The organism is Oerskovia sp. Root22, from assembly GCF_001429135.1.
GTDB lineage: Bacteria > Actinomycetota > Actinomycetes > Actinomycetales > Cellulomonadaceae > Oerskovia > Oerskovia enterophila.
Map to the genome: position 1 here is coordinate 50,348 of NZ_LMIL01000004.1, position 17,730 is coordinate 68,077.

General features: G+C 70.7%; 15 protein-coding genes. 5 read left to right on the forward strand and 10 right to left on the reverse strand.

All coding sequences use genetic code 11. The annotated features are described in order from the left end of the window. Positions 1-214 precede the first annotated feature (214 nt). The gene (gene uvrB, locus ASE15_RS04610; RefSeq protein WP_056761897.1) at positions 215-2,311 is read right to left on the reverse strand and encodes an excinuclease ABC subunit UvrB; all 2,097 of its coding nucleotides are present in this window, start codon (positions 2,309-2,311) and stop codon (positions 215-217) included. Between the two features lie 252 nt (positions 2,312-2,563). Between uvrB and ASE15_RS04615 the strand changes: the two genes are divergently transcribed. Beyond that, complete coding sequence (locus ASE15_RS04615; RefSeq protein ID WP_056761899.1) at positions 2,564-3,967, forward strand: choice-of-anchor A family protein; 1,404 nt, start codon at positions 2,564-2,566, stop codon at positions 3,965-3,967. A 152-nt stretch (positions 3,968-4,119) separates the two neighbouring features. Here ASE15_RS04615 and ASE15_RS04620 read toward each other — a convergent pair whose 3' ends face one another. The 3 genes from ASE15_RS04620 to ASE15_RS04630 are packed head-to-tail and all read right to left on the reverse strand — an operon-like array spanning position 4,120 to position 5,850. After that, a complete protein-coding gene (locus ASE15_RS04620; RefSeq protein WP_056761901.1) occupies positions 4,120-4,755 on the reverse strand; it encodes a hypothetical protein in 636 nt (211 codons plus the stop codon). Continuing rightward, complete coding sequence (coaE, locus tag ASE15_RS04625) at positions 4,752-5,369, reverse strand: dephospho-CoA kinase (protein WP_056761903.1); 618 nt, start codon at positions 5,367-5,369, stop codon at positions 4,752-4,754. The genes ASE15_RS04620 and coaE overlap by 4 nt, the downstream gene beginning before the upstream one ends. Positions 5,370-5,385: 16 nt before the next feature. Then, positions 5,386-5,850, reverse strand: a complete 465-nt coding sequence (locus ASE15_RS04630) for a MarR family winged helix-turn-helix transcriptional regulator (protein ID WP_056651544.1) — start codon at positions 5,848-5,850, stop codon at positions 5,386-5,388. Between the two features lie 150 nt (positions 5,851-6,000). Between ASE15_RS04630 and ASE15_RS04635 the strand changes: the two genes are divergently transcribed. Continuing rightward, on the forward strand, positions 6,001-7,935 hold the full coding sequence (locus ASE15_RS04635) for an ABC transporter ATP-binding protein (RefSeq protein ID WP_082618217.1): 1,935 nt from the start codon (positions 6,001-6,003) through the stop codon (positions 7,933-7,935). A gap of 28 nt (positions 7,936-7,963) precedes the next feature. Here ASE15_RS04635 and ASE15_RS04640 read toward each other — a convergent pair whose 3' ends face one another. The 3 genes from ASE15_RS04640 to ASE15_RS04650 form a co-directional block, all read right to left on the reverse strand. Next, positions 7,964-8,563, reverse strand: coding sequence for an NUDIX hydrolase (locus tag ASE15_RS04640; RefSeq protein ID WP_056761931.1), 600 nt, complete (start codon positions 8,561-8,563; stop codon positions 7,964-7,966). Between the two features lie 119 nt (positions 8,564-8,682). Further along, complete coding sequence (gene rpsA / locus ASE15_RS04645; protein ID WP_056651541.1) at positions 8,683-10,152, reverse strand: 30S ribosomal protein S1; 1,470 nt, start codon at positions 10,150-10,152, stop codon at positions 8,683-8,685. 313 nt (positions 10,153-10,465) lie between these two features. Next, complete coding sequence (locus ASE15_RS04650; RefSeq protein ID WP_056761933.1) at positions 10,466-11,491, reverse strand: 6-phosphofructokinase; 1,026 nt, start codon at positions 11,489-11,491, stop codon at positions 10,466-10,468. A 131-nt stretch (positions 11,492-11,622) separates the two neighbouring features. Here ASE15_RS04650 and ASE15_RS04655 point away from each other — a divergent pair, with 131 nt between their 5' ends. Next, positions 11,623-12,432, forward strand: coding sequence for a class I SAM-dependent methyltransferase (locus ASE15_RS04655; RefSeq protein ID WP_056761905.1), 810 nt, complete (start codon positions 11,623-11,625; stop codon positions 12,430-12,432). Positions 12,433-12,573: 141 nt separating this feature from the next. Continuing rightward, positions 12,574-12,789 (forward strand): helix-turn-helix domain-containing protein, encoded by a 216-nt coding sequence (locus tag ASE15_RS04660; RefSeq protein WP_225220676.1) that lies wholly within the window; start codon positions 12,574-12,576, stop codon positions 12,787-12,789. Positions 12,790-12,862: 73 nt separating this feature from the next. Here ASE15_RS04660 and polA read toward each other — a convergent pair whose 3' ends face one another. After that, on the reverse strand, positions 12,863-15,496 hold the full coding sequence (gene polA, locus ASE15_RS04665) for a DNA polymerase I (protein ID WP_056761935.1): 2,634 nt from the start codon (positions 15,494-15,496) through the stop codon (positions 12,863-12,865). 67 nt (positions 15,497-15,563) lie between these two features. Here polA and ASE15_RS04670 point away from each other — a divergent pair, with 67 nt between their 5' ends. Beyond that, positions 15,564-16,010, forward strand: coding sequence for a hotdog fold thioesterase (locus ASE15_RS04670; RefSeq protein ID WP_056761907.1), 447 nt, complete (start codon positions 15,564-15,566; stop codon positions 16,008-16,010). A gap of 70 nt (positions 16,011-16,080) precedes the next feature. Here ASE15_RS04670 and ASE15_RS04675 read toward each other — a convergent pair whose 3' ends face one another. Together ASE15_RS04675 and ASE15_RS04680 are read right to left on the reverse strand one after the other, a co-directional pair. After that, positions 16,081-16,734, reverse strand: coding sequence for a GNAT family N-acetyltransferase (locus ASE15_RS04675; RefSeq protein WP_056651528.1), 654 nt, complete (start codon positions 16,732-16,734; stop codon positions 16,081-16,083). Positions 16,735-16,946: 212 nt separating this feature from the next. Continuing rightward, entirely contained in the window at positions 16,947-17,645 is a 699-nt protein-coding gene (locus tag ASE15_RS04680) for an ANTAR domain-containing response regulator (protein WP_139107620.1), read from the reverse strand. Positions 17,646-17,730 lie beyond the last annotated feature (85 nt).

Consider the following 17,730-nt stretch of genomic DNA (forward strand, 5'->3'; position numbering starts at 1 on the left):
GCGAGAGGTGGCCGTGCTGGACCGGTGACACCGGGCCGACGATTGCGTCGACCGTGATGACGACATCACCGTGTTCGGGAATACTCCCCTTCAACCGAGCAAGCATAGGCCATCGCGGCCGCGAGTCGCCCACGCCTTCCACAACCGTCATGGGCGGCGGGATCATCCCGCCCCTCGAACCGGCCCGCTCCTGGGGCCGGCACGCGGATCCCCGTCAGGCGGTCGCGGAGTGCATCTGACGCAGCTCCTTCTTGAGACCCGAGATCTCGTCGCGCAGGCGCGCCGCGAGCTCGAACTGGAGCTCGGCGGCCGCCCCGTGCATCTGGTCGCTCAGCTCCTGGATCAGGTCGGCGAGCTCCCCTGCGGCGACCCCGGCGAGCCGGTTGGTGGCCGCACCCGCCTTGGCCCCGCCAGGCACGGGGGCCTTCCCCTTGCCCGGCTGGCGGTAGCCACCCGCGAGGAGCTCCTGCGTGTCGATGTCCTCGCGCGCCAGCATGTCCGTGACGTCGGCGATCTTCTTGCGCAGCGGCGTGGGGTCCACGCCGTGCTCGAGGTTGTACGCCACCTGCTTCTCGCGACGTCGGGTGGTCTCCTCGATCGCCTGCGCCATGGCCGGGGTGATCTTGTCGGCGTACATGTGCACCTGGCCCGAGACGTTGCGGGCCGCGCGCCCGATCGTCTGGATGAGCGACGTCCCCGACCGCAGGAACCCCTCCTTGTCCGCGTCCAGGATCGCGACGAGCGAGACCTCCGGGAGGTCCAGCCCCTCGCGGAGCAGGTTGATGCCGACCAGGACGTCGTACTCACCCAGGCGGAGCTCGCGGAGCAGCTCGACGCGGCGCAAGGTGTCCACCTCGGAGTGCAGGTAGCGGACGCGCACGTCCCGCTCCAGGAAGTAGTCCGTGAGGTCCTCGGACATCTTCTTGGTGAGCGTCGTGACCAGGACGCGCTCGTTGCGCTCGACCCGTTCACGGATCTCGTGGAGCAGGTCGTCGATCTGACCCGTGGTCGGCTTGACCACGATCTCCGGGTCGACCAGCCCGGTGGGCCGGATGATCTGCTCGACGACCCCGTCCGACATCGAGAGCTCGTACTTGCCCGGCGTCGCCGACAGGTAGACCGTCTGCCCGATCCGTTCGACGAACTCCTCCCAGCGCAGCGGCCGGTTGTCCATGGCGCTGGGCAGGCGGAACCCGTGGTCGACCAGGTTGCGCTTGCGCGACATGTCGCCCTCGAACATGGCCCCGATCTGGGGCACGGTCACGTGCGACTCGTCGATCACGAGGAGGAAGTCCTCGGGGAAGTAGTCGAGGAGCGTGTGCGGAGCAGTCCCGGCCTCACGGCCGTCGATGTGCCGCGAGTAGTTCTCGATGCCCGAGCACGACCCGATCTGGCGCATCATCTCGATGTCGTACGTGGTGCGCATGCGCAGACGCTGGGCCTCGAGAAGCTTGTTCTGCCGCTCGAGCTCGGCCAGCCGCTGCTCGAGCTCCGCCTCGATCGAGGTGATCGCCCGCTCCATGCGCTCCGGCCCGGCGACGTAGTGCGTGGCCGGGAAGAGGTTGACGCTCTGCTCGGAGCGCACCACGTCACCCGTGAGCGGGTGCAGGAGGTGGATGGCCTCGATCTCGTCGCCGAAGAACTCGATACGGATCGCGAGCTCCTCGTAGACCGGGATGATCTCGACCGTGTCCCCCCGTACCCGGAACGTGCCGCGCGTGAAGGCCATGTCGTTGCGCGTGTACTGCATGGTGACGAACTGGCGCAGCATCACGTCGCGCTCGACCTGGTCACCGACGTCGAGACGGACCATGCGGTCGACGTACTCCTGCGGTGTACCCAGGCCGTAGATGCACGACACCGACGCCACGACCACGACGTCCCTGCGGGTCAGCAACGAGGACGTCGCAGAGTGCCGCAGACGCTCGACCTCGTCGTTGATCGACGAGTCCTTCTCGATGTAGGTGTCCGTCTGCGCGATGTACGCCTCGGGCTGGTAGTAGTCGTAGTACGACACGAAGTACTCGACCGCGTTGTTGGGCAGCAGCTCGCGGAACTCGGTGGCGAGCTGCGCGGCCAGGGTCTTGTTCGGCGCCATGACGAGCGTCGGGCGCTGCAGCTCCTCGATCAGCCAAGCCGTCGTCGCGGACTTGCCGGTCCCGGTCGCGCCGAGCAGCACGACGTCCTTCTCCCCTGCCCGCAGGCGCTCGGAGAGCTCGGCGATGGCTGTCGGCTGGTCACCCGACGGCGTGTAGTCGGAGATGACCTCGAAAGGGGCGACGGTGCGCTGAAGATCGGTGACGGGTCGCATGTCTCCACGGTACGGCGAACCACCCACACGGACCTTGCGGCTCCGTGCCGTGCCGCGATCCACGCCGCACCCCGAGGCCGGACTTTCACCCGACAGGGGATTTGGCGTGTCGCAGCAGAGCGCCCTAGGGTGCCCGTAATCCTTGCTATCTCGTGCTATCCCCCGACAAAACGGACGTCGATGGATTCGTCCGAGCTGGATTCGTACACAGAACTTACTTTCAGGTCCTCGACCCCCACCCCGGAGACATCGATGTTCCTCAGCACGACGCGCCGGACAACCCGTCGCACCCTCCTCAGCGCGCTCGCCACGGGCGCGCTGGCCACCGGACTGATCGGTGTCGCCGGCGTACCGGCCGCCGTCGCCGCACCTCTGGCCACGACCCCCTTGTGCACGCCGTCGAGCACCCTGCCGGGGATCACGACGGGCGGCCCCGCCTTCACCGACGAGGGCGTCGCGGTCTTCGTCGGGGGCGACTACGCGGCCCGCGCGGGCGCTGCCGAGTCCGAAGGAGTGCTCCTCGCCGGAGGAACGGTCGACATCGCCACGGGCGGACTGATGAACTTCGGCCGCGCAGGCGGCGGATCGCAGATCGTCCCGCCCGGCGGGAGCGACATGATCGTCGCGGGCGCCGGCATCTCGGTCTCGAGCGGCCGCATCGACGTCGGGCACGGCATCGCCAAGGGGGGCAACGTCACGGCCACGCGCTCGATCGACGGGAGCATGGAGCTCAACGGCGGCGCCCGGAAGCCGAACAGCTCGGCACCCGCGCAGAGCGTCGCGGCCACGAGCTCACTGCTCAGCTCGACCTCGGCCGACCTCGCCGCCCTCCCCGCGACGGGTTCGCTCAGGACGAAGGACGGCTACGCCTCGCTCACGGGCGACGGGACCAGCGCCACGCAGGTCTTCTCCCTGTCGGCCCAGGAGCTCAAGAAGACGAACGGCACGCTCGTCTTCGCGAACGTCGGCGCCTCGGCTCCGATCGTCGTCAACGTCTCGGGCAGCAGCGTCGACTTCACGATGGTCCACACCGCGGCAGAGTCGATCGGCCAGCGGATCGACACCTTCGCCGCCTTGGGGGCGTGGGCGCCCCGCATCCTGTGGAACTTCCCCGACGCCACGTCGCTCGCCCTCTCGGGCAACAGCCAGACCGTCGGATCGATCCTCGCCCCGAAGTCCTCGGTCAAGGTCGTCCAGAGCACCAACACCAACGGCCGGCTCTGGGTCGGCGGTGACCTGACGTTCGGCGGGAACGGCGGCAGCGGGCTCGAGCACCACAACTACCCGTGGATCGGCCTGACGTCGCTCGGGTGCGACCCCGAGCCGCCGACGAACCTCGTCGTGCCCCCGGCCCCGGAGGAGCCCACGGTCCCCGAGGTCCCGGACGCCGAGGAGACGCCGGCCCCCGCACCGTCCGAGAGCGTCCCCTCGGAGGAGAAGACCACCACGCCCGCCGAGAAGGTCGCCGCGCCGGGCGAGACCCCCGCCTCGGGGACGGCGGGGTCCACCACTCCCCCGGCCGCGGCCGAGGCGAAGGAGGAAGGCGGGCTCGCGAGCACGGGGGCTCGCACAGCGCTCGTCGTCGCGATCTCCGTCGCGCTCCTCGGCGCCGGTGCCGGCCTCGTCGTGATGGCTCGCCGCCGCGCCACGAGCTGAGCACCGCTCTGCCGTTCGGCACCTGACACGCCACGGGCCCCAGGGTGATCCCTGGGGCCCGTGGCGTGTCCGTCGGCACAGCCGCTCGACAGCGCGGACGGCTCGTCGACGCCGGAGCCGTCGAGGTCCGGAACCGCCAGCCTTCAGCGCGCTCAGTGCTCGGCGCCCGCCGCGACACGCACCACGTCGTCGCCCACCCCGAGCGACCCGTCAAGGTCTGCCCGGGCGGTCTCGACGACGACCCGCAGGGCCGTGACGGTCGAGGCCAGCGGCAGGGACTCGCCGTCGGGCACGTGCACGAACCCCGACCGCACCCCCTCCCGACCCGACGTCCCGTGCATGAGCGCAGCGAAGGTCGCGTTGCAGACGTAGGTCCCGGCGGTGCTGGACACCTCCACGGGTATCCCGGCCGCACGCACCGCGACCAGGCTCGCCTTGAGCGGGAGCCCCGTGAACCAGGCCGCGGGCCCGTCCGCGACGACCGGCTCGTCCACCGGGGCGGAGCCCGCGTTGTCCGGGATCCGTGCGTCGATCACGTTGATCGCGACTCGCTCGAGGCGGACCGCGCTCGTCCCGCCCGCGAGCCCGACCGCGATCACGACCCGGGGCTCGTACCGCTCGATCGCGGCCCGGAGGGCGGGCCACGCCCCGTCGAACGTGCAGGGCAGCTCCACGGCGACCAGTGGCTCGTCACCGTCCCACGCGTCGCGCAACGCGCTCACGGCCTGCCAGGAGGCGTTGGTCGAGGCGCCGTCGAACGGCTCGAACCCCGAGAGCAGGATCGTCACGCGAGCTCCTCCGCGGTCTCCTGGACGATCCGCTCCCACAGCGCGTCGACCTCGGCCCGCAGCGTCTCGGGCGCTCCGCTGCCGTCGAGCGTCACGTCGGCAGCAGCGAGCCGCTCCCCGTCGGTGGCCTGCGCGGCGATGCGTGCGCGCGCCTCGTCCTCGCTCATGCCGCGGGACTCGACGAGGCGTCGGACGCGGACGTCCTCGGGGGCGACGACCACGGCCACGAGGTGGAAGGACTCGGCCTGACCGGTCTCGACGAGCAGAGGGATCGCGTGCACGACGACGGCGCGGGGGTCGCGCGCGGCCACGAGCGCCTCGCGCTCGGCCGACAGGCGACGCACCTCGGGGTGCACGATCGCGTTGAGCCGGGCCCGCGCCGCGTCGTCGCTGAAGACGATCGTCCCCAGGCGGGCGCGGTCGAGCGTGCCGTCCGGCGCGAGCACGGTCTCGCCGAACGCATCGACGACCTCGGCGAGGCCCACGGTCCCGGGTGCGACCGCGTCACGCGCGAGCACGTCGGAGTCGATGACGCACGCCCCGAGCTCGGCGAAACGGTCGAGGGCCACGGACTTTCCTGCTGCGATCCCGCCGGTCAGGCCTACGCGAAACATGGGTCCATCCTGCCAGTCATGGCCGGTGCGCACGCCCTGAGACCTGGTCCGCCTCACCGGCCACCGCGCGGAGCAGGCGCAGCAGCTCGTGCCGGTCGTCCTCGCCCAGGCGGGCCAGGAGGGTCCCTGCGCTGGTCTCGCGCTCGGCGGCGACCTGCGCGAGGGTCTGGCGGCCCGCCTCGGTGAGCTCGACGAGCGTGGCGCGACGGTCGGTCGGGTCGGGGAGCCGGCGTACGAGGCCGGCCGCCTCGGCGTCGTCGACCTTGGACGTCACGGAGCGCGGGGCGACGTCGAGCATGCCCGCGAGGGCGCTGGGGCGCTGGGGTCCGTCGCTGTGCGCGAGCGCGCGCAGCATGCGGAACTGCCCCGGGGTCGTCCGAGCACGCCCCAGCCGCTCCCCTGCCTCGCGGCGCACGCTGCGCATCGCGGCGTGCAGGAGGGTGAGGAACTCGGCGTTCTCGGCGTCGAAGTCTGTCGTCACAGGCACGAGACTAGCCGTCGTGCGACATATTGTGAACCAACTCATGGTGAGGTAGGCTCACTACCGGCGTCGAGGCTCCTCCTCCGCCGCTCCCTCCGACCCTCTGGAGGCCACGTGTCCTTCCCCTCACCCTTCGGCGGCGGCTCCGGCATGCGCACCTTCCGCCAGGACTCCTCGATCACCAAGCAGCGACTGCACCGCGGGACCGTCCGGCGGATCCTCGGCTTCGCCCGCCCCTACAAGGCGCAGCTCGCCGTGTTCCTCGTGCTCATCGCGCTCAACGCCGCGGCGGGCGCGGTCACCCCGCTCCTCTTCAAGGCCCTCATCGACGACGGCATCACTGCGGGCAGGGTGGACGTGGTCGTCCGGATCGCTCTCGTCGTCGCGCTCCTCGCCCTCGTCTCAGGAGTCCTGAGCGTCGGCGAGCGCTGGTACTCGGCGCGCGTGGGCGAAGGCCTCATCTTCGACCTGCGGACCGCGGTGTTCGACCACGTCCAGCGCATGCCGCTCGCGTTCTTCAGCCGGACCCGCACCGGAGCCCTGGTCCAGCGCCTCAACGGGGACGTCCTCGGAGCCCAGCAGGCCTTCACCTCGACGCTGTCCAACGTCTTCTCGAACCTGCTGACCGTGGTGTTCGTGCTCGCGGCGATGCTCTCCATGTCGTGGGAGCTCACCCTCATCGCGCTCGCGCTCCTGCCCGTGTTCGTCCTGCCGGCGCGCTGGGTCGGCCGCAGGCTCGCGGGCATCACGCGCGAGAGCTACGCCCTCAACGCCGACGCCGCGCAGATGATGAACGAGCGCTTCAACGTCGCGGGCGCCCACCTCGTGAAGATCTTCGGCCGCCCCGAGCAGGAGTCCGCGACCTACGCCGAGCAGGCCGGACGCGTGCGCGACATCGGCGTGACCTCGGCCATGTACGCGACGGTCTTCCGCGTGGCCCTGACGACCGTCGCCTCGGTCGCCGTCGCGATCGTCTACGGGCTCGGTGGCGTCATGGCCATCCGGGGGACGCTCACCGTCGGCGTGGTCGTGGCCCTGACCGCGTACCTCGCACGCCTCTACGGCCCGCTCACCGCGCTGTCCAACGTGCAGGTGGACGTCATGACCGCACTCGTCAGCTTCGAGCGGGTGCTCGAGGTCCTCGACCTCGAGCCGTCCGTCACGGACGCCCCGGACGCGGGCGACCTGTCCGACGACGTCGCTCTCCACGGCGCGACGCTCGCCCTCGAGCACGTCACCTTCCGCTACCCGGGCGCCGCGGACGTCTCGCTCGCGTCGCTCGAGGCCGTGGCGACCGAGTCCTCGGACCCGACGACCGACACGCTCACCGACGTCTCGTTCGCCGTGCCCGCGGGCGCGATGGTCGCGATCGTCGGCCCTTCAGGGGCGGGCAAGACCACGATCTCGCAGCTCGTCACGCGCATGTACGACCCGACGGGCGGGTCCGTGCGCATCGCGGGCCGCGACCTGCGCGAGGTGACGCAGCGGTCGCTGCAGGACACCGTGGGAGTCGTCTCCCAGGAGGCGCACCTATTCCACGACACCATCGCCGGCAACCTCCGGTACGCGAGGCCCGCGGCCACGGACGCCGAGCTGTGGACCGCCCTGCGGCAGGCGCACGTCGCCGACCTCGTCGAGTCGCTCCCGGCCGGCCTCGAGACCGTGGTCGGGGACCGCGGCTACCGCCTCTCGGGTGGCGAGCGCCAGCGCCTGGCGATCGCCCGGCTGTTCCTCAAGGCCCCCTCGCTCGTCGTCCTCGACGAGGCGACGGCGCACCTCGACTCCGAGTCGGAGGCCGCCGTCCAGCTCGCCCTGGACGCGGCGCTGCAGGGACGCACCTCGCTCGTGATCGCGCACAGGCTCTCGACGGTCCGGCAGGCCGACATGATCGTCGTGCTCGACCAGGGACGCGTCGTGAGCACCGGGACCCACGCCGAGCTCCTAGCGCACGGCGGGCTCTACGCGGAGCTGTACCGGACGCAGTTCGCGACGGACGGCGACGGTTCTGCGCGCGTCGGGGCGGCCGGGACCGTCCGTCCCGACGGTCTCTCGATCTCTGCGCACGAGGAGAACGTGGTCGCCTGACGCACCCTCGGGCGGACCGCCCGAGGACTCACGCGAACCGGCCGAGCCACAGTCCTGCCAGTGCGAGGGCCGCGATGGTCTCGCCGTCGCGGATCGTCCCGTCGGCGACCATCCCGAGGACCTGACCGAAGGGCAGGGCCTCGACGCGGGAGATCCCCTCCTCGGCCTGGTCGGCCGAGGAGGCGCTCCCCTGTCGCCCGAGCACGGCCCCGTCGGAGCTGCTGGACTCCGGCCCGGGCGGGAAGCCCGTCAGCCCTCGAGCCACGAACACGTGCTCGGGGGCCTTCGCCACCCCGTTGAGGGCGTCCATGCCTCCGACGCGCACCCACTCGCCGGCCCGGAGCCCGGTCTCCTCGAGGAGCTCGCGCCGGGCCGCGACCAAGGGGTCCTCGCCGTCGGTCGCTCCGGCCGGGACCTCGGTCGAGACGGCTCCGGTCGCATATCGATGCTGGGTCACGAGCACGACCTCGTCGGCGTCGGTGAGGGCCACGACGAAGACCGACGGCCACCGCATCTCGACCACGCCGTAGATCCCGGGCGCCCCGTCCGGCCGGACGACCTGGTCCTCCCGGACCCTGATCCACGGGTTCTCGTACACGGTCCTGGTGCTCTGGGTGGTCCACGGCATCGTCACACCCTAGGCGACCTGGCGCGCGGCGCTCGACGACCCCAGACACGACAGGACCCGCCACCCGAAGGTGGCGGGTCCTGTCAGAAGATCACCCTGGCCGCGAGGCCAGGAGGAGATCAGTTACCCGTGAGCTTCTCGCGCAGAGCGGCGAGCGCCTCGTCCGAGGCCAGCGTGCCGGCAGCCTCGTCCTGGACCGGGGTCGAGGAGTAGGTCGCTGCAGAGCTGGTGGACTCGCCCGAGGTGACGGCCTCGTCGTCGGCCTTGAGAGCCTCGGCGACCTGCTTGCGGTGAGCCTCCCAGCGCTCGTGGGCCTTCGCGTACTGCGACTCCCACGTCTCGCGCTGAGCCTCGAAGCCCTCGAGCCACTCGTTGGTCTCGGGGTCGAAGCCCTCGGGGTACTTGTAGTTCCCCTGCTCGTCGTACTCGGCAGCCATGCCGTACAGCGCGGGGTCGAAGTCGTCCGACTCCGGGTCCACGCCCTCGTTGGCCTGCTTGAGCGACAGCGAGATGCGACGACGCTCGAGGTCGATGTCGATGACCTTGACGAAGACCTCGTCACCCACGTTGACGACCTGCTCGGGCAGCTCGACGTGGCGGACAGCCAGCTCGGAGATGTGCACGAGGCCCTCGATGCCGTCCTCGACGCGGACGAACGCACCGAACGGAACGAGCTTCGTGACCTTGCCCGGCACGACCTGACCGATGGCGTGCGTACGAGCGAAGGTCTGCCACGGGTCCTCCTGCGTCGCCTTCAGCGACAGGGAGACGCGCTCGCGGTCGAAGTCGACGTCCAGGACCTCGACCGTGACCTCCTGGCCCACCTCGACGACCTCGGAGGGGTGGTCGATGTGCTTCCAGGACAGCTCGGAGACGTGCACCAGACCGTCGACGCCGCCGAGGTCCACGAACGCACCGAAGTTGACGATCGAGGAGACGACACCGGGGCGCACCTGGCCCTTCTGCAGCGTCTGCAGGAAGGTCGAGCGAACCTCGGACTGCGTCTGCTCGAGCCACGCACGACGCGACAGGACGACGTTGTTGCGGTTCTTGTCGAGCTCGATGATCTTCGCCTCGATCTCCTTGCCGACGTACGGCTGGAGGTCGCGGACGCGACGCATCTCCACCAGCGACGCGGGCAGGAAGCCGCGCAGGCCGATGTCGAGGATGAGGCCGCCCTTGACGACCTCGATGACGGTGCCGGTGACGACGCCGTCCTCTTCCTTGATCTTCTCGATCGTGCCCCAGGCACGCTCGTACTGAGCGCGCTTCTTGGAGAGGATCAGGCGACCTTCCTTGTCCTCCTTCTGGAGGACGAGGGCCTCGACTGCGTCACCGACCTTGACGACGTCCCCGGGGTCCACGTCGTGCTTGATGGACAGCTCGCGGGAGGGGATGACGCCCTCGGTCTTGTAGCCGATGTCGAGGAGAACCTCGTCGCGGTCGACCTTGACGATCGTGCCTTCGACAATGTCACCGTCATTGAAGTACTTGATGGTGGCGTCGATGGCGGCAAGGAAGTCCTCTTCGGTGCCGATGTCGTTGATGGCAACCTGAGGTGCGGACTTCGCGGGGGTGGAGATGGTCATTGAGTTCGATGCTCCGATGCGGACAGGAAGTAGTTCGGATAGGGATGCTGCTGTGGTGGTCACCACCGGTGACCTCCGCTCCGAGCACGGAACGGTCCCACCACGACGGACACGGATCGATCGGCGTCACGTCTCAGGCAGAAGGTAGGGCGGTAGGCGCACTGCACCGTCAGACATCTTATCGACGGAATGGCGCGGGGGTCAAAGGGAGATTCTCGCGGTCACCCCCGGGCACGGGAACACGCCCGCCCGACGACGCACGACGGCCGCCCGCGGTCCCCCGGACGGCCGTCGTGCTGTGCGCGTGCGCCGGTCAGGACAGCGCGTGCGCGACCCGCAGCAGCTCCGCGGGGACGTGCTTGACCTTGCCGGCGATCTCGTCGAGCGGCACCAGGACGACGCTCTCCCCGCGCAGCGCGGTCATGACCTTCGACTCGCCGCGCGAGACGGCGTCGACCGCGGCCACGCCGAATCGGCTGCCGAGGATGCGGTCCGTCGGCGTGGGCTCCCCGCCGCGCTGGACGTGCCCGAGGACCGTCAGGCGCGTGTCGAACCCCGTGCGCCGGGCGATCTCCGCCGAGACGCGCTCGCCGATCGACCCCGCGATGATCTCGCCGTACTTGCCGAGCTCCTGCGTGAAGTTCATGCTGCTGCCCTCGCGCGGCACGGCGCCCTCGGCGACGACCACGATCGAGAAGTTGGCGTGCGCACGATGGCGGTGACGCAGGAACTTCTCGATGGCGTCCATGTCGAACGGGTCCTCGGGCGCGAGCACGACCTCGGCGCCACCGGCGATGCCCGCGTTCACCGCGATCCAGCCCGCGTGCCGGCCCATGACCTCGACGACCATGACACGGTTGTGGCTCTCCGCGGTCGTGTGCACGCGGTCGATCGCCTCGGTCGCGATGTTGACGGCCGTGTGGAACCCGATCGACAGGTCGGTGCCCTCCACGTCGTTGTCGATCGTCTTGGGGATCGCGACGATGTTCACACCCGCGTCCGCGACCTTGCTCGCCGCGTGCAGCGTGCCGTCGCCCCCGATGCAGATCATGGCGTCGAGGCGCTCGGCCTCGACCGTGGCCAGGACCGCGTCGATCCCGCCGTCGGAGGCGTGCGGGTGAAAACGCGCCGTACCCAGGAGGGTCCCGCCGACCGGGAGCACGTTGCGGATGTCCTGGCGCCCGAGCGGGATGATGTCGCCGTCGACGACACCCTTCCACCCGTTCCGGAACCCGATGATCGTGTGTCCGTACTCGCCCATCCCCTGCTTGACGACGGCCCTGATGGCCGCGTTCAAACCGGGGCAGTCCCCGCCACCTGTGAGCAGACCGATGCGCAACTCGAACCTCGTCTCGTGATGAGTGATCGTCGGAAGGCGGACCAGCGCCATCGCTCGACCGACCAGCCCCTACCCTATCGACCACCTGGGCGGATGCTGACGCGCGCCCCTCGTCGCGAGACGATAGATGCATGACGGATGAGACGATCGGATCGGTCGGGTACCGGGACGTCCCGGCGGAGCAGGGCGGCGCCGCGGGTCGCACCTGGTGGGACGCCAACGCCGAGGAGTACCTCGACGAGCACGGAGACTTCCTGGGGGCGGTCGACTTCTGCTGGTGCCCCGAGGGGCTCCGCGAGGCCGACGCCCACCTCCTGGGAGACCTGGACGGGCGGCGCGTGCTCGAGGTCGGCGCGGGCGCCGCGCAGTGCTCGCGCTGGCTCGCCGCGCGCGGCGTCGAGGTCGTCGCGACCGACGTGTCGGGCGGCATGCTGGGCAGGGGCGCCGCGCTCAATGCCTCGACCGGGATCCCGGTGCCGCTGGTCCAGGCGGACGCCCGGCGTCTCCCGTTCGCCGACGCGAGCTTCGACGTCGCCTTCACCTCGTTCGGCGCCATCCCCTTCGTGCCCGACGCCGGAGCGATCCACCGCGAGGTCGCTCGCGTCCTGCGTCCCGGGGGTTCGTGGGTCTTCTCGGTGACCCATCCGCTGCGCTGGGCGTTCCCCGACGACCCGAGCACGCGCGGGCTGACGGCGAACCGCTCGTACTTCGACCGTCGCCCCTACGTCGAGACCGACACCGCCGGGCGGGTCGCCTACGCCGAGTACCACCGCACGTTCGGCGACCACGTGCGCGAGGTCATCGCCGCCGGACTCCTGATCGAGGACGTCGTGGAGCCCGAGTGGCCGGCCGACAACCAGGAGGTCTGGGGCGGCTGGGGGCCGGTGCGGGGCGCGTACCTGCCCGGTACCGCGATCTTCCGGACCCGCAGCGCAGGCTGACCCACGGGCGGCTGTCGCAGCGAGGGGCGTCAACCAGGATTGACGACTCGTCGGACGTCAACCTATGTTGACAAGGTGGCGACTGCTCGCCACCTGGACCGGGGAGACCCGCTACCGGAGGAACCGATGAAGGAGCCCGACATGACGATGCTCGTCCGCGCGGCCGACGACGACGACCCGCTGCGCGCGCTCGCTGCGCTCCGCGACCTCCGGGACGAGGCCGACCGGCGCGAGGCGCTCGTCGTCCGCCGCGCGAGGTCCCGCGGGATCCCCTGGGCGGCGATCGCGACGATCCTCGGGGTCAGCCGCCAGGCCGTCCACAAGAAGTACGGCGGCTCGCGCTTCACGCGGTCCTGAGTCCTCCGACGGCGCAGGGCCGCCCGCTGACAGCGGACGGCCCTGCGCTCTCACGCCGACGGCGGACCTGGTGTCAGTGGCCGGCGTCGTGCCAGGTGCGCCCTGCGCCCACCGAGACGTCGAGCGGCACCGAGAGCTCGGCTGCGGCGCCCATCTCGCGGCGCAGGAGCTCCTCGACGCTGTCCCGCTCCCCCGGTGCGACCTCGACCACGAGCTCGTCGTGGACCTGGAGCAGCAGGCGCGAGCGCAGGTCCTGCTCGTCGATCGCGCGCTGGACGCCCAGCATCGCGACCTTGATGATGTCGGCGGCGCTGCCCTGGATGGGGGCGTTGAGCGCCATGCGCTCGGCCATGTCGCGGCGCTGGCGGTTGTCGCTCGTGAGGTCCGGCAGGTAGCGGCGACGCCCCAGGATGGTCGCCGTGTAACCCGTCACCCGGGCCTCGTCGACGACGCCCGTGAGGTAGTCGCGCACGCCGCCGAAGCGCTTGAAGTAGTCCTCCATGAGGCCTGCGGCCTCACCCACCGAGATGTTGAGCTGCTGCGAGAGCCCGAACGAGGACAGACCGTAGGCGAGGCCGTACGACATGGCCTTGATCTTTGAGCGCATGGCGGGGGTGACCTGGTCGGTCGGGACGTCGAACACGCGCGACCCCACGTAGCTGTGCAGGTCCTCGCCGGAGCGGAACGCCTCGATGAGGCCCTCGTCTCCCGACAGGTGCGCCATGATCCGCATCTCGATCTGGCTGTAGTCCGCGGTCAGCAGGGTCTCGTAGCCCTCACCCACCACGAACGCCCGGCGGATCCGCCGGCCGGCCTCGGTGCGGATGGGGATGTTCTGCAGGTTCGGGTCGGTCGAGCTGAGCCGCCCGGTCGCCGCGATGGTCTGCTGGAACGTCGTGTGGATGCGCCCGTCGGGGGCGACCGACTTGAGCAGCCCCTCGACCGTCTGGCGCAGGCGCGTGGCGTCGCGGTGCGCGAGCAGGTGCTCGAGGAACGGGTGGCCCGTCTTGGCGAACAGGTCCGCGAGGGCTGCCGCGTCCGTGGTGTAGCCGGTCTTGATCTTCTTGGTCTTGGGCATGCCCAGCTGGTCGAACAGGACCTCCTGGAGCTGCTTGGGCGAGCCCAGGTTCACCTCACGCCCGATCACGTCGTACGCCTCGGTCGCGGCGGTCGCGACGAGCTCGCTGAAGTGCTTCTCGAGCTCGGTCAGGTACTCGACGTCCGCGGCGATGCCGCGCGACTCCATGCGGGCGAGCACGTCGACGAGGGGCAGCTCGAGGTCCTTGAGCAGGTGGTCCGCGCCGCGGTCCCGCAGCTCGCCCACGAGCACCTCCGAGAGGTCGAGGACTCCTGCTGCGCGCACCGCGTCCCGCTTGTCCTCGCCCGAGCCGTCGAGCGAGAGGTCGAGCGCTCCCTGGGGCTCGTCGTCGACCGCCTCGACCCGCAGCTCGCGCTTGAGGTGACGGATCGCGAGGTCGCCCAGGTCGTAGCCCCGCTGGTCCGGGTGGCACAGGTACGCCGCGAGCTCGGTGTCGAAGACCACGCCCTGCAGGTCGAACCCGCGTGCCGCGAGCTCGTGCCACGTGGCCTTGGCCCCGTGGACCACCTTGGGTGTGTCGGTGTCCGCGAGCCACGCGGACAGGGCCTGCTCGTCGACGACCGCGACGTCGGCGAGGTCCACCGCGACCGCTGCGGCGCCGTCGTCCGCGACCGCGAGCGACCACGCGTCCCCGCCCACCGGGGCGGCCTTGCCAGCGACCACGAGGCCCACGGGGCGCTCCTTGCGGGACGTGAGCCAGCCGCCGAGCTCGCCCTGCGCGAGCACGGCGAGCGAGACGTCGAAGCCCTCCTCGACGTCCTCCTCCCCCTCCGGGGCGAGCGCGAACAGGCGCTCGCGCAGGGCCGTGAACTCCAGGGCGTCGAACACGCGGTGCATGGCCTCGCGGTCCCACGGCTGGACCAGCAGGTCGTCGGGGCCCAGCGGGAGCTCCATGTCCGTCAGCAGCGCGTTGAGCTGACGGTTGAGCCGCACCTGGTCGAGGTTGGCCCGCAGGTTCTCCCCCGCCTTGCCCGTGATCTTGTCGGCCGACTCGAGCACGCCGTCCAGGCCGTCGTACGCATTGATCCACTTGGCGGCCGTCTTGGGGCCCACGCCCGGGATGCCCGGAAGGTTGTCGCTCGTCTCACCGACGAGGGCCGCGAGGTCCGGGTAGCGCTCGGGGGGGACGCCGTACTTCTCGAGAACCGCGTCCGGGGTCATGCGCGCCAGGGTCGAGACGCCGACCTTGGGGTAGAGCACGGTCACGTTCTCGTCGACGAGCTGGAACGAGTCCCTGTCGCCCGAGCAGACCAGGACCTCCATGCCGGCCGCGGCGGCCTGGGTCGCGAGGGTCGCGAAGATGTCGTCCGCCTCGTAGTTCTCCTTCTGCAGGACCGGGATGTTGAGCGTCGCGAGGATGTCCTTGATGAGCGGGACCTGCCCCTTGAAGGGCTCGGGGCTCGCGTCGCGCGTGCCCTTGTAGCTCGGCAGGACCTCGGTGCGGAACGAGGCGCGCCCGGCGTCGAACGCGACTGCGACGTGCGTCGGCTTCTCGTCGCGCAGCAGGTTCGTCAGCATCGAGACGAACCCGTAGACGGCGTTCGTCGACTGCCCCGTGGTCGTCGAGAACTTCTCGACCGGCAGGGCGAAATAGGCCCGGTAGGCCATCGAGTGTCCGTCGATCAGCAGGAGGCGAGGTCGCGAGGTGGTGGTCACGAGTGCAAACCTATCCGCTATGACTGACACGCACGGAGCCGAGAGCCCGACCACCTTCCCCGACGACGCGGCACTCGCGGCGCTGCGGGCCAGCACCGCGGGGACACTCATCGAACGCATGGGCATCACGCTCGTCGAGGTCGCGCCCGACCGCGTCACCGGCAGCATGCCGGTCGCGGGAAACACCCAGCCGGCGGGGCTCCTGCACGGCGGCGCCTCGGTGGTCCTCGCCGAGACCCTCGGGTCGATCGCGGCGCAGATCCACGCGGGCGAGGGGCGCGCGGCCGTGGGCATCGAGATCAACGCCACGCACCACCGGGGGGTGCGTTCAGGGTCGGTGCACGGCGTCGCGACGGCTCTGCACCTGGGGCGGACGACCGCGAGCTACGAGATCGTCGTGGTCGACGACGAGGCCCGGCGCGTCTGCACGGCCCGGCTCACGTGCATGGTGCTCGACGGCCGCTGACCACTGCAACGAGAGAGGCCCGGCGCGAAGGTCGTCCTTCGCGCCGGGCCTCTCGTGGTCTCCGGCTGGGTCAGCGGGCCGCGGTCTCGCTCACGAGCGGGGCCGTCGACTCGCGGAGGTCCTCCTGGAAGGCACGCAGGTCGACGGGGCCGGTCTGCCCCTCGGTCCGGGCCTTGCGGCGGCGGGCGATGAGGTCCTCGAGACCACGGGTCCCGCGACGCGAGGTGCCCGAGTCCGCCGCGAGGCGGCGCTGGAGCACCGACGTGGAGACCACACGGTGACCGGCGGCCGGCGCGAACCCGAGCCGGGCGAGGAAGCGCTGGACGCCGCGCGAGCCCGGGATGGGCACGGAGAAGACGTCGACCGCGCCGGTCTGGGCCGCGAGCTCGGCCGTCGCGGTGAGCAGCGCGTGCCCGACCCCACGACGGCGCGCGTCCTGCGAGACGTAGAGGGCCTCGATGTAGAGGCTCGGCTCGTCGTTGAAGATGTGCGGCTCGAGGGCGCGGGCGAGGAGGAACCCGACGGGGACGTCGTCCTGGAAGGCCACGAGGATCGACCCGCCCGGGACCGCGAGGAGGACGCTCAGCTGGCGGACGAGCTTGGACTCGTCCGAGAGGCAGACCTGGGGGCCCGCGGCGGACTCACGACGCGCCTCGGCACACAGCACGGCGACGCCAGGAAGGTCGTCGCCGACCGCAGGCCTGACCACAACTGCTGCACGCACGTGGAACCTCCTCATAGGATCCTCCGACCTCGGAGCACCCCGGTGGCAGACGAGCTACCTGCCACCGACGAGCGCCCCCGGTCATCGATCGACTGATGCTTCGTGAGTGCCCGGTTCGTCGAACTGGACACCTGTCCATGACGATAGCCTTGTTGAGCGTCCCGAACAAAGGGGCAGTTCACAGGCCGATCCCGGGCGATGAGCATGCCGGATCAGGCGCCGCCGACCTGCTCGATCACGGCGTCCGCGACCTCACGCATGGTGAGGCGACGGTCCATCGAGGTCTTCTGGATCCACCTGAACGACTCGGGCTCCGACAGCCCCATCTTGGTCATGAGCAGGCCCTTGGCGCGGTCGACGCGCTTGCGGGTCTCGAAGCGCTCGGCCAGGTCCGCGACCTCGGACTCGAGGGCGCTGATCTGCGAGTAGCGGGAGATCGCGATCTCCACGGCGGGCAGCAGGTCCGAGGGGCTGAACGGCTTGACGACGTACGCCATGGCTCCTGCGTCGCGTGCGCGCTCGACGAGCTCCGTCTGGGAGAAGGCGGTCAGCAGGACGACGGGCGCGACGTGCGCCTTGCCGATCCGCTCGGCGGCCGAGATGCCGTCCAGCTCGGGCATCTTGACGTCCATGACGACGACGTCCGGCTTGAGCTCGAGGGCCAGCTTGACCGCGGTCTCACCGTCGCCCGCCTCCCCGACGACGTCGAAACCTGCCTCGCGGAGCGTCTCGACGACGTCCATGCGGATCAGGGCCTCGTCCTCGGCGACGACCGCTCGACGAGCAGGACGGGCACCCGACGGCGCGGGCGCGGCCTCGGCCACGGCGCTCGGTTCGGGCTGGATCAGGGGGGGCAGGTCGAGCGGTGCCGTGGCATCGGGCTGCGCGTTGTCGTCACTCACGTCCCTCATCGTAGTGGGAGAACACCCCGGGCGCCCCGCTGGACGGGTGTGATTCTCGTTTCGTCCCGGTTCTGTGGTTCGATGGTCCACGCAC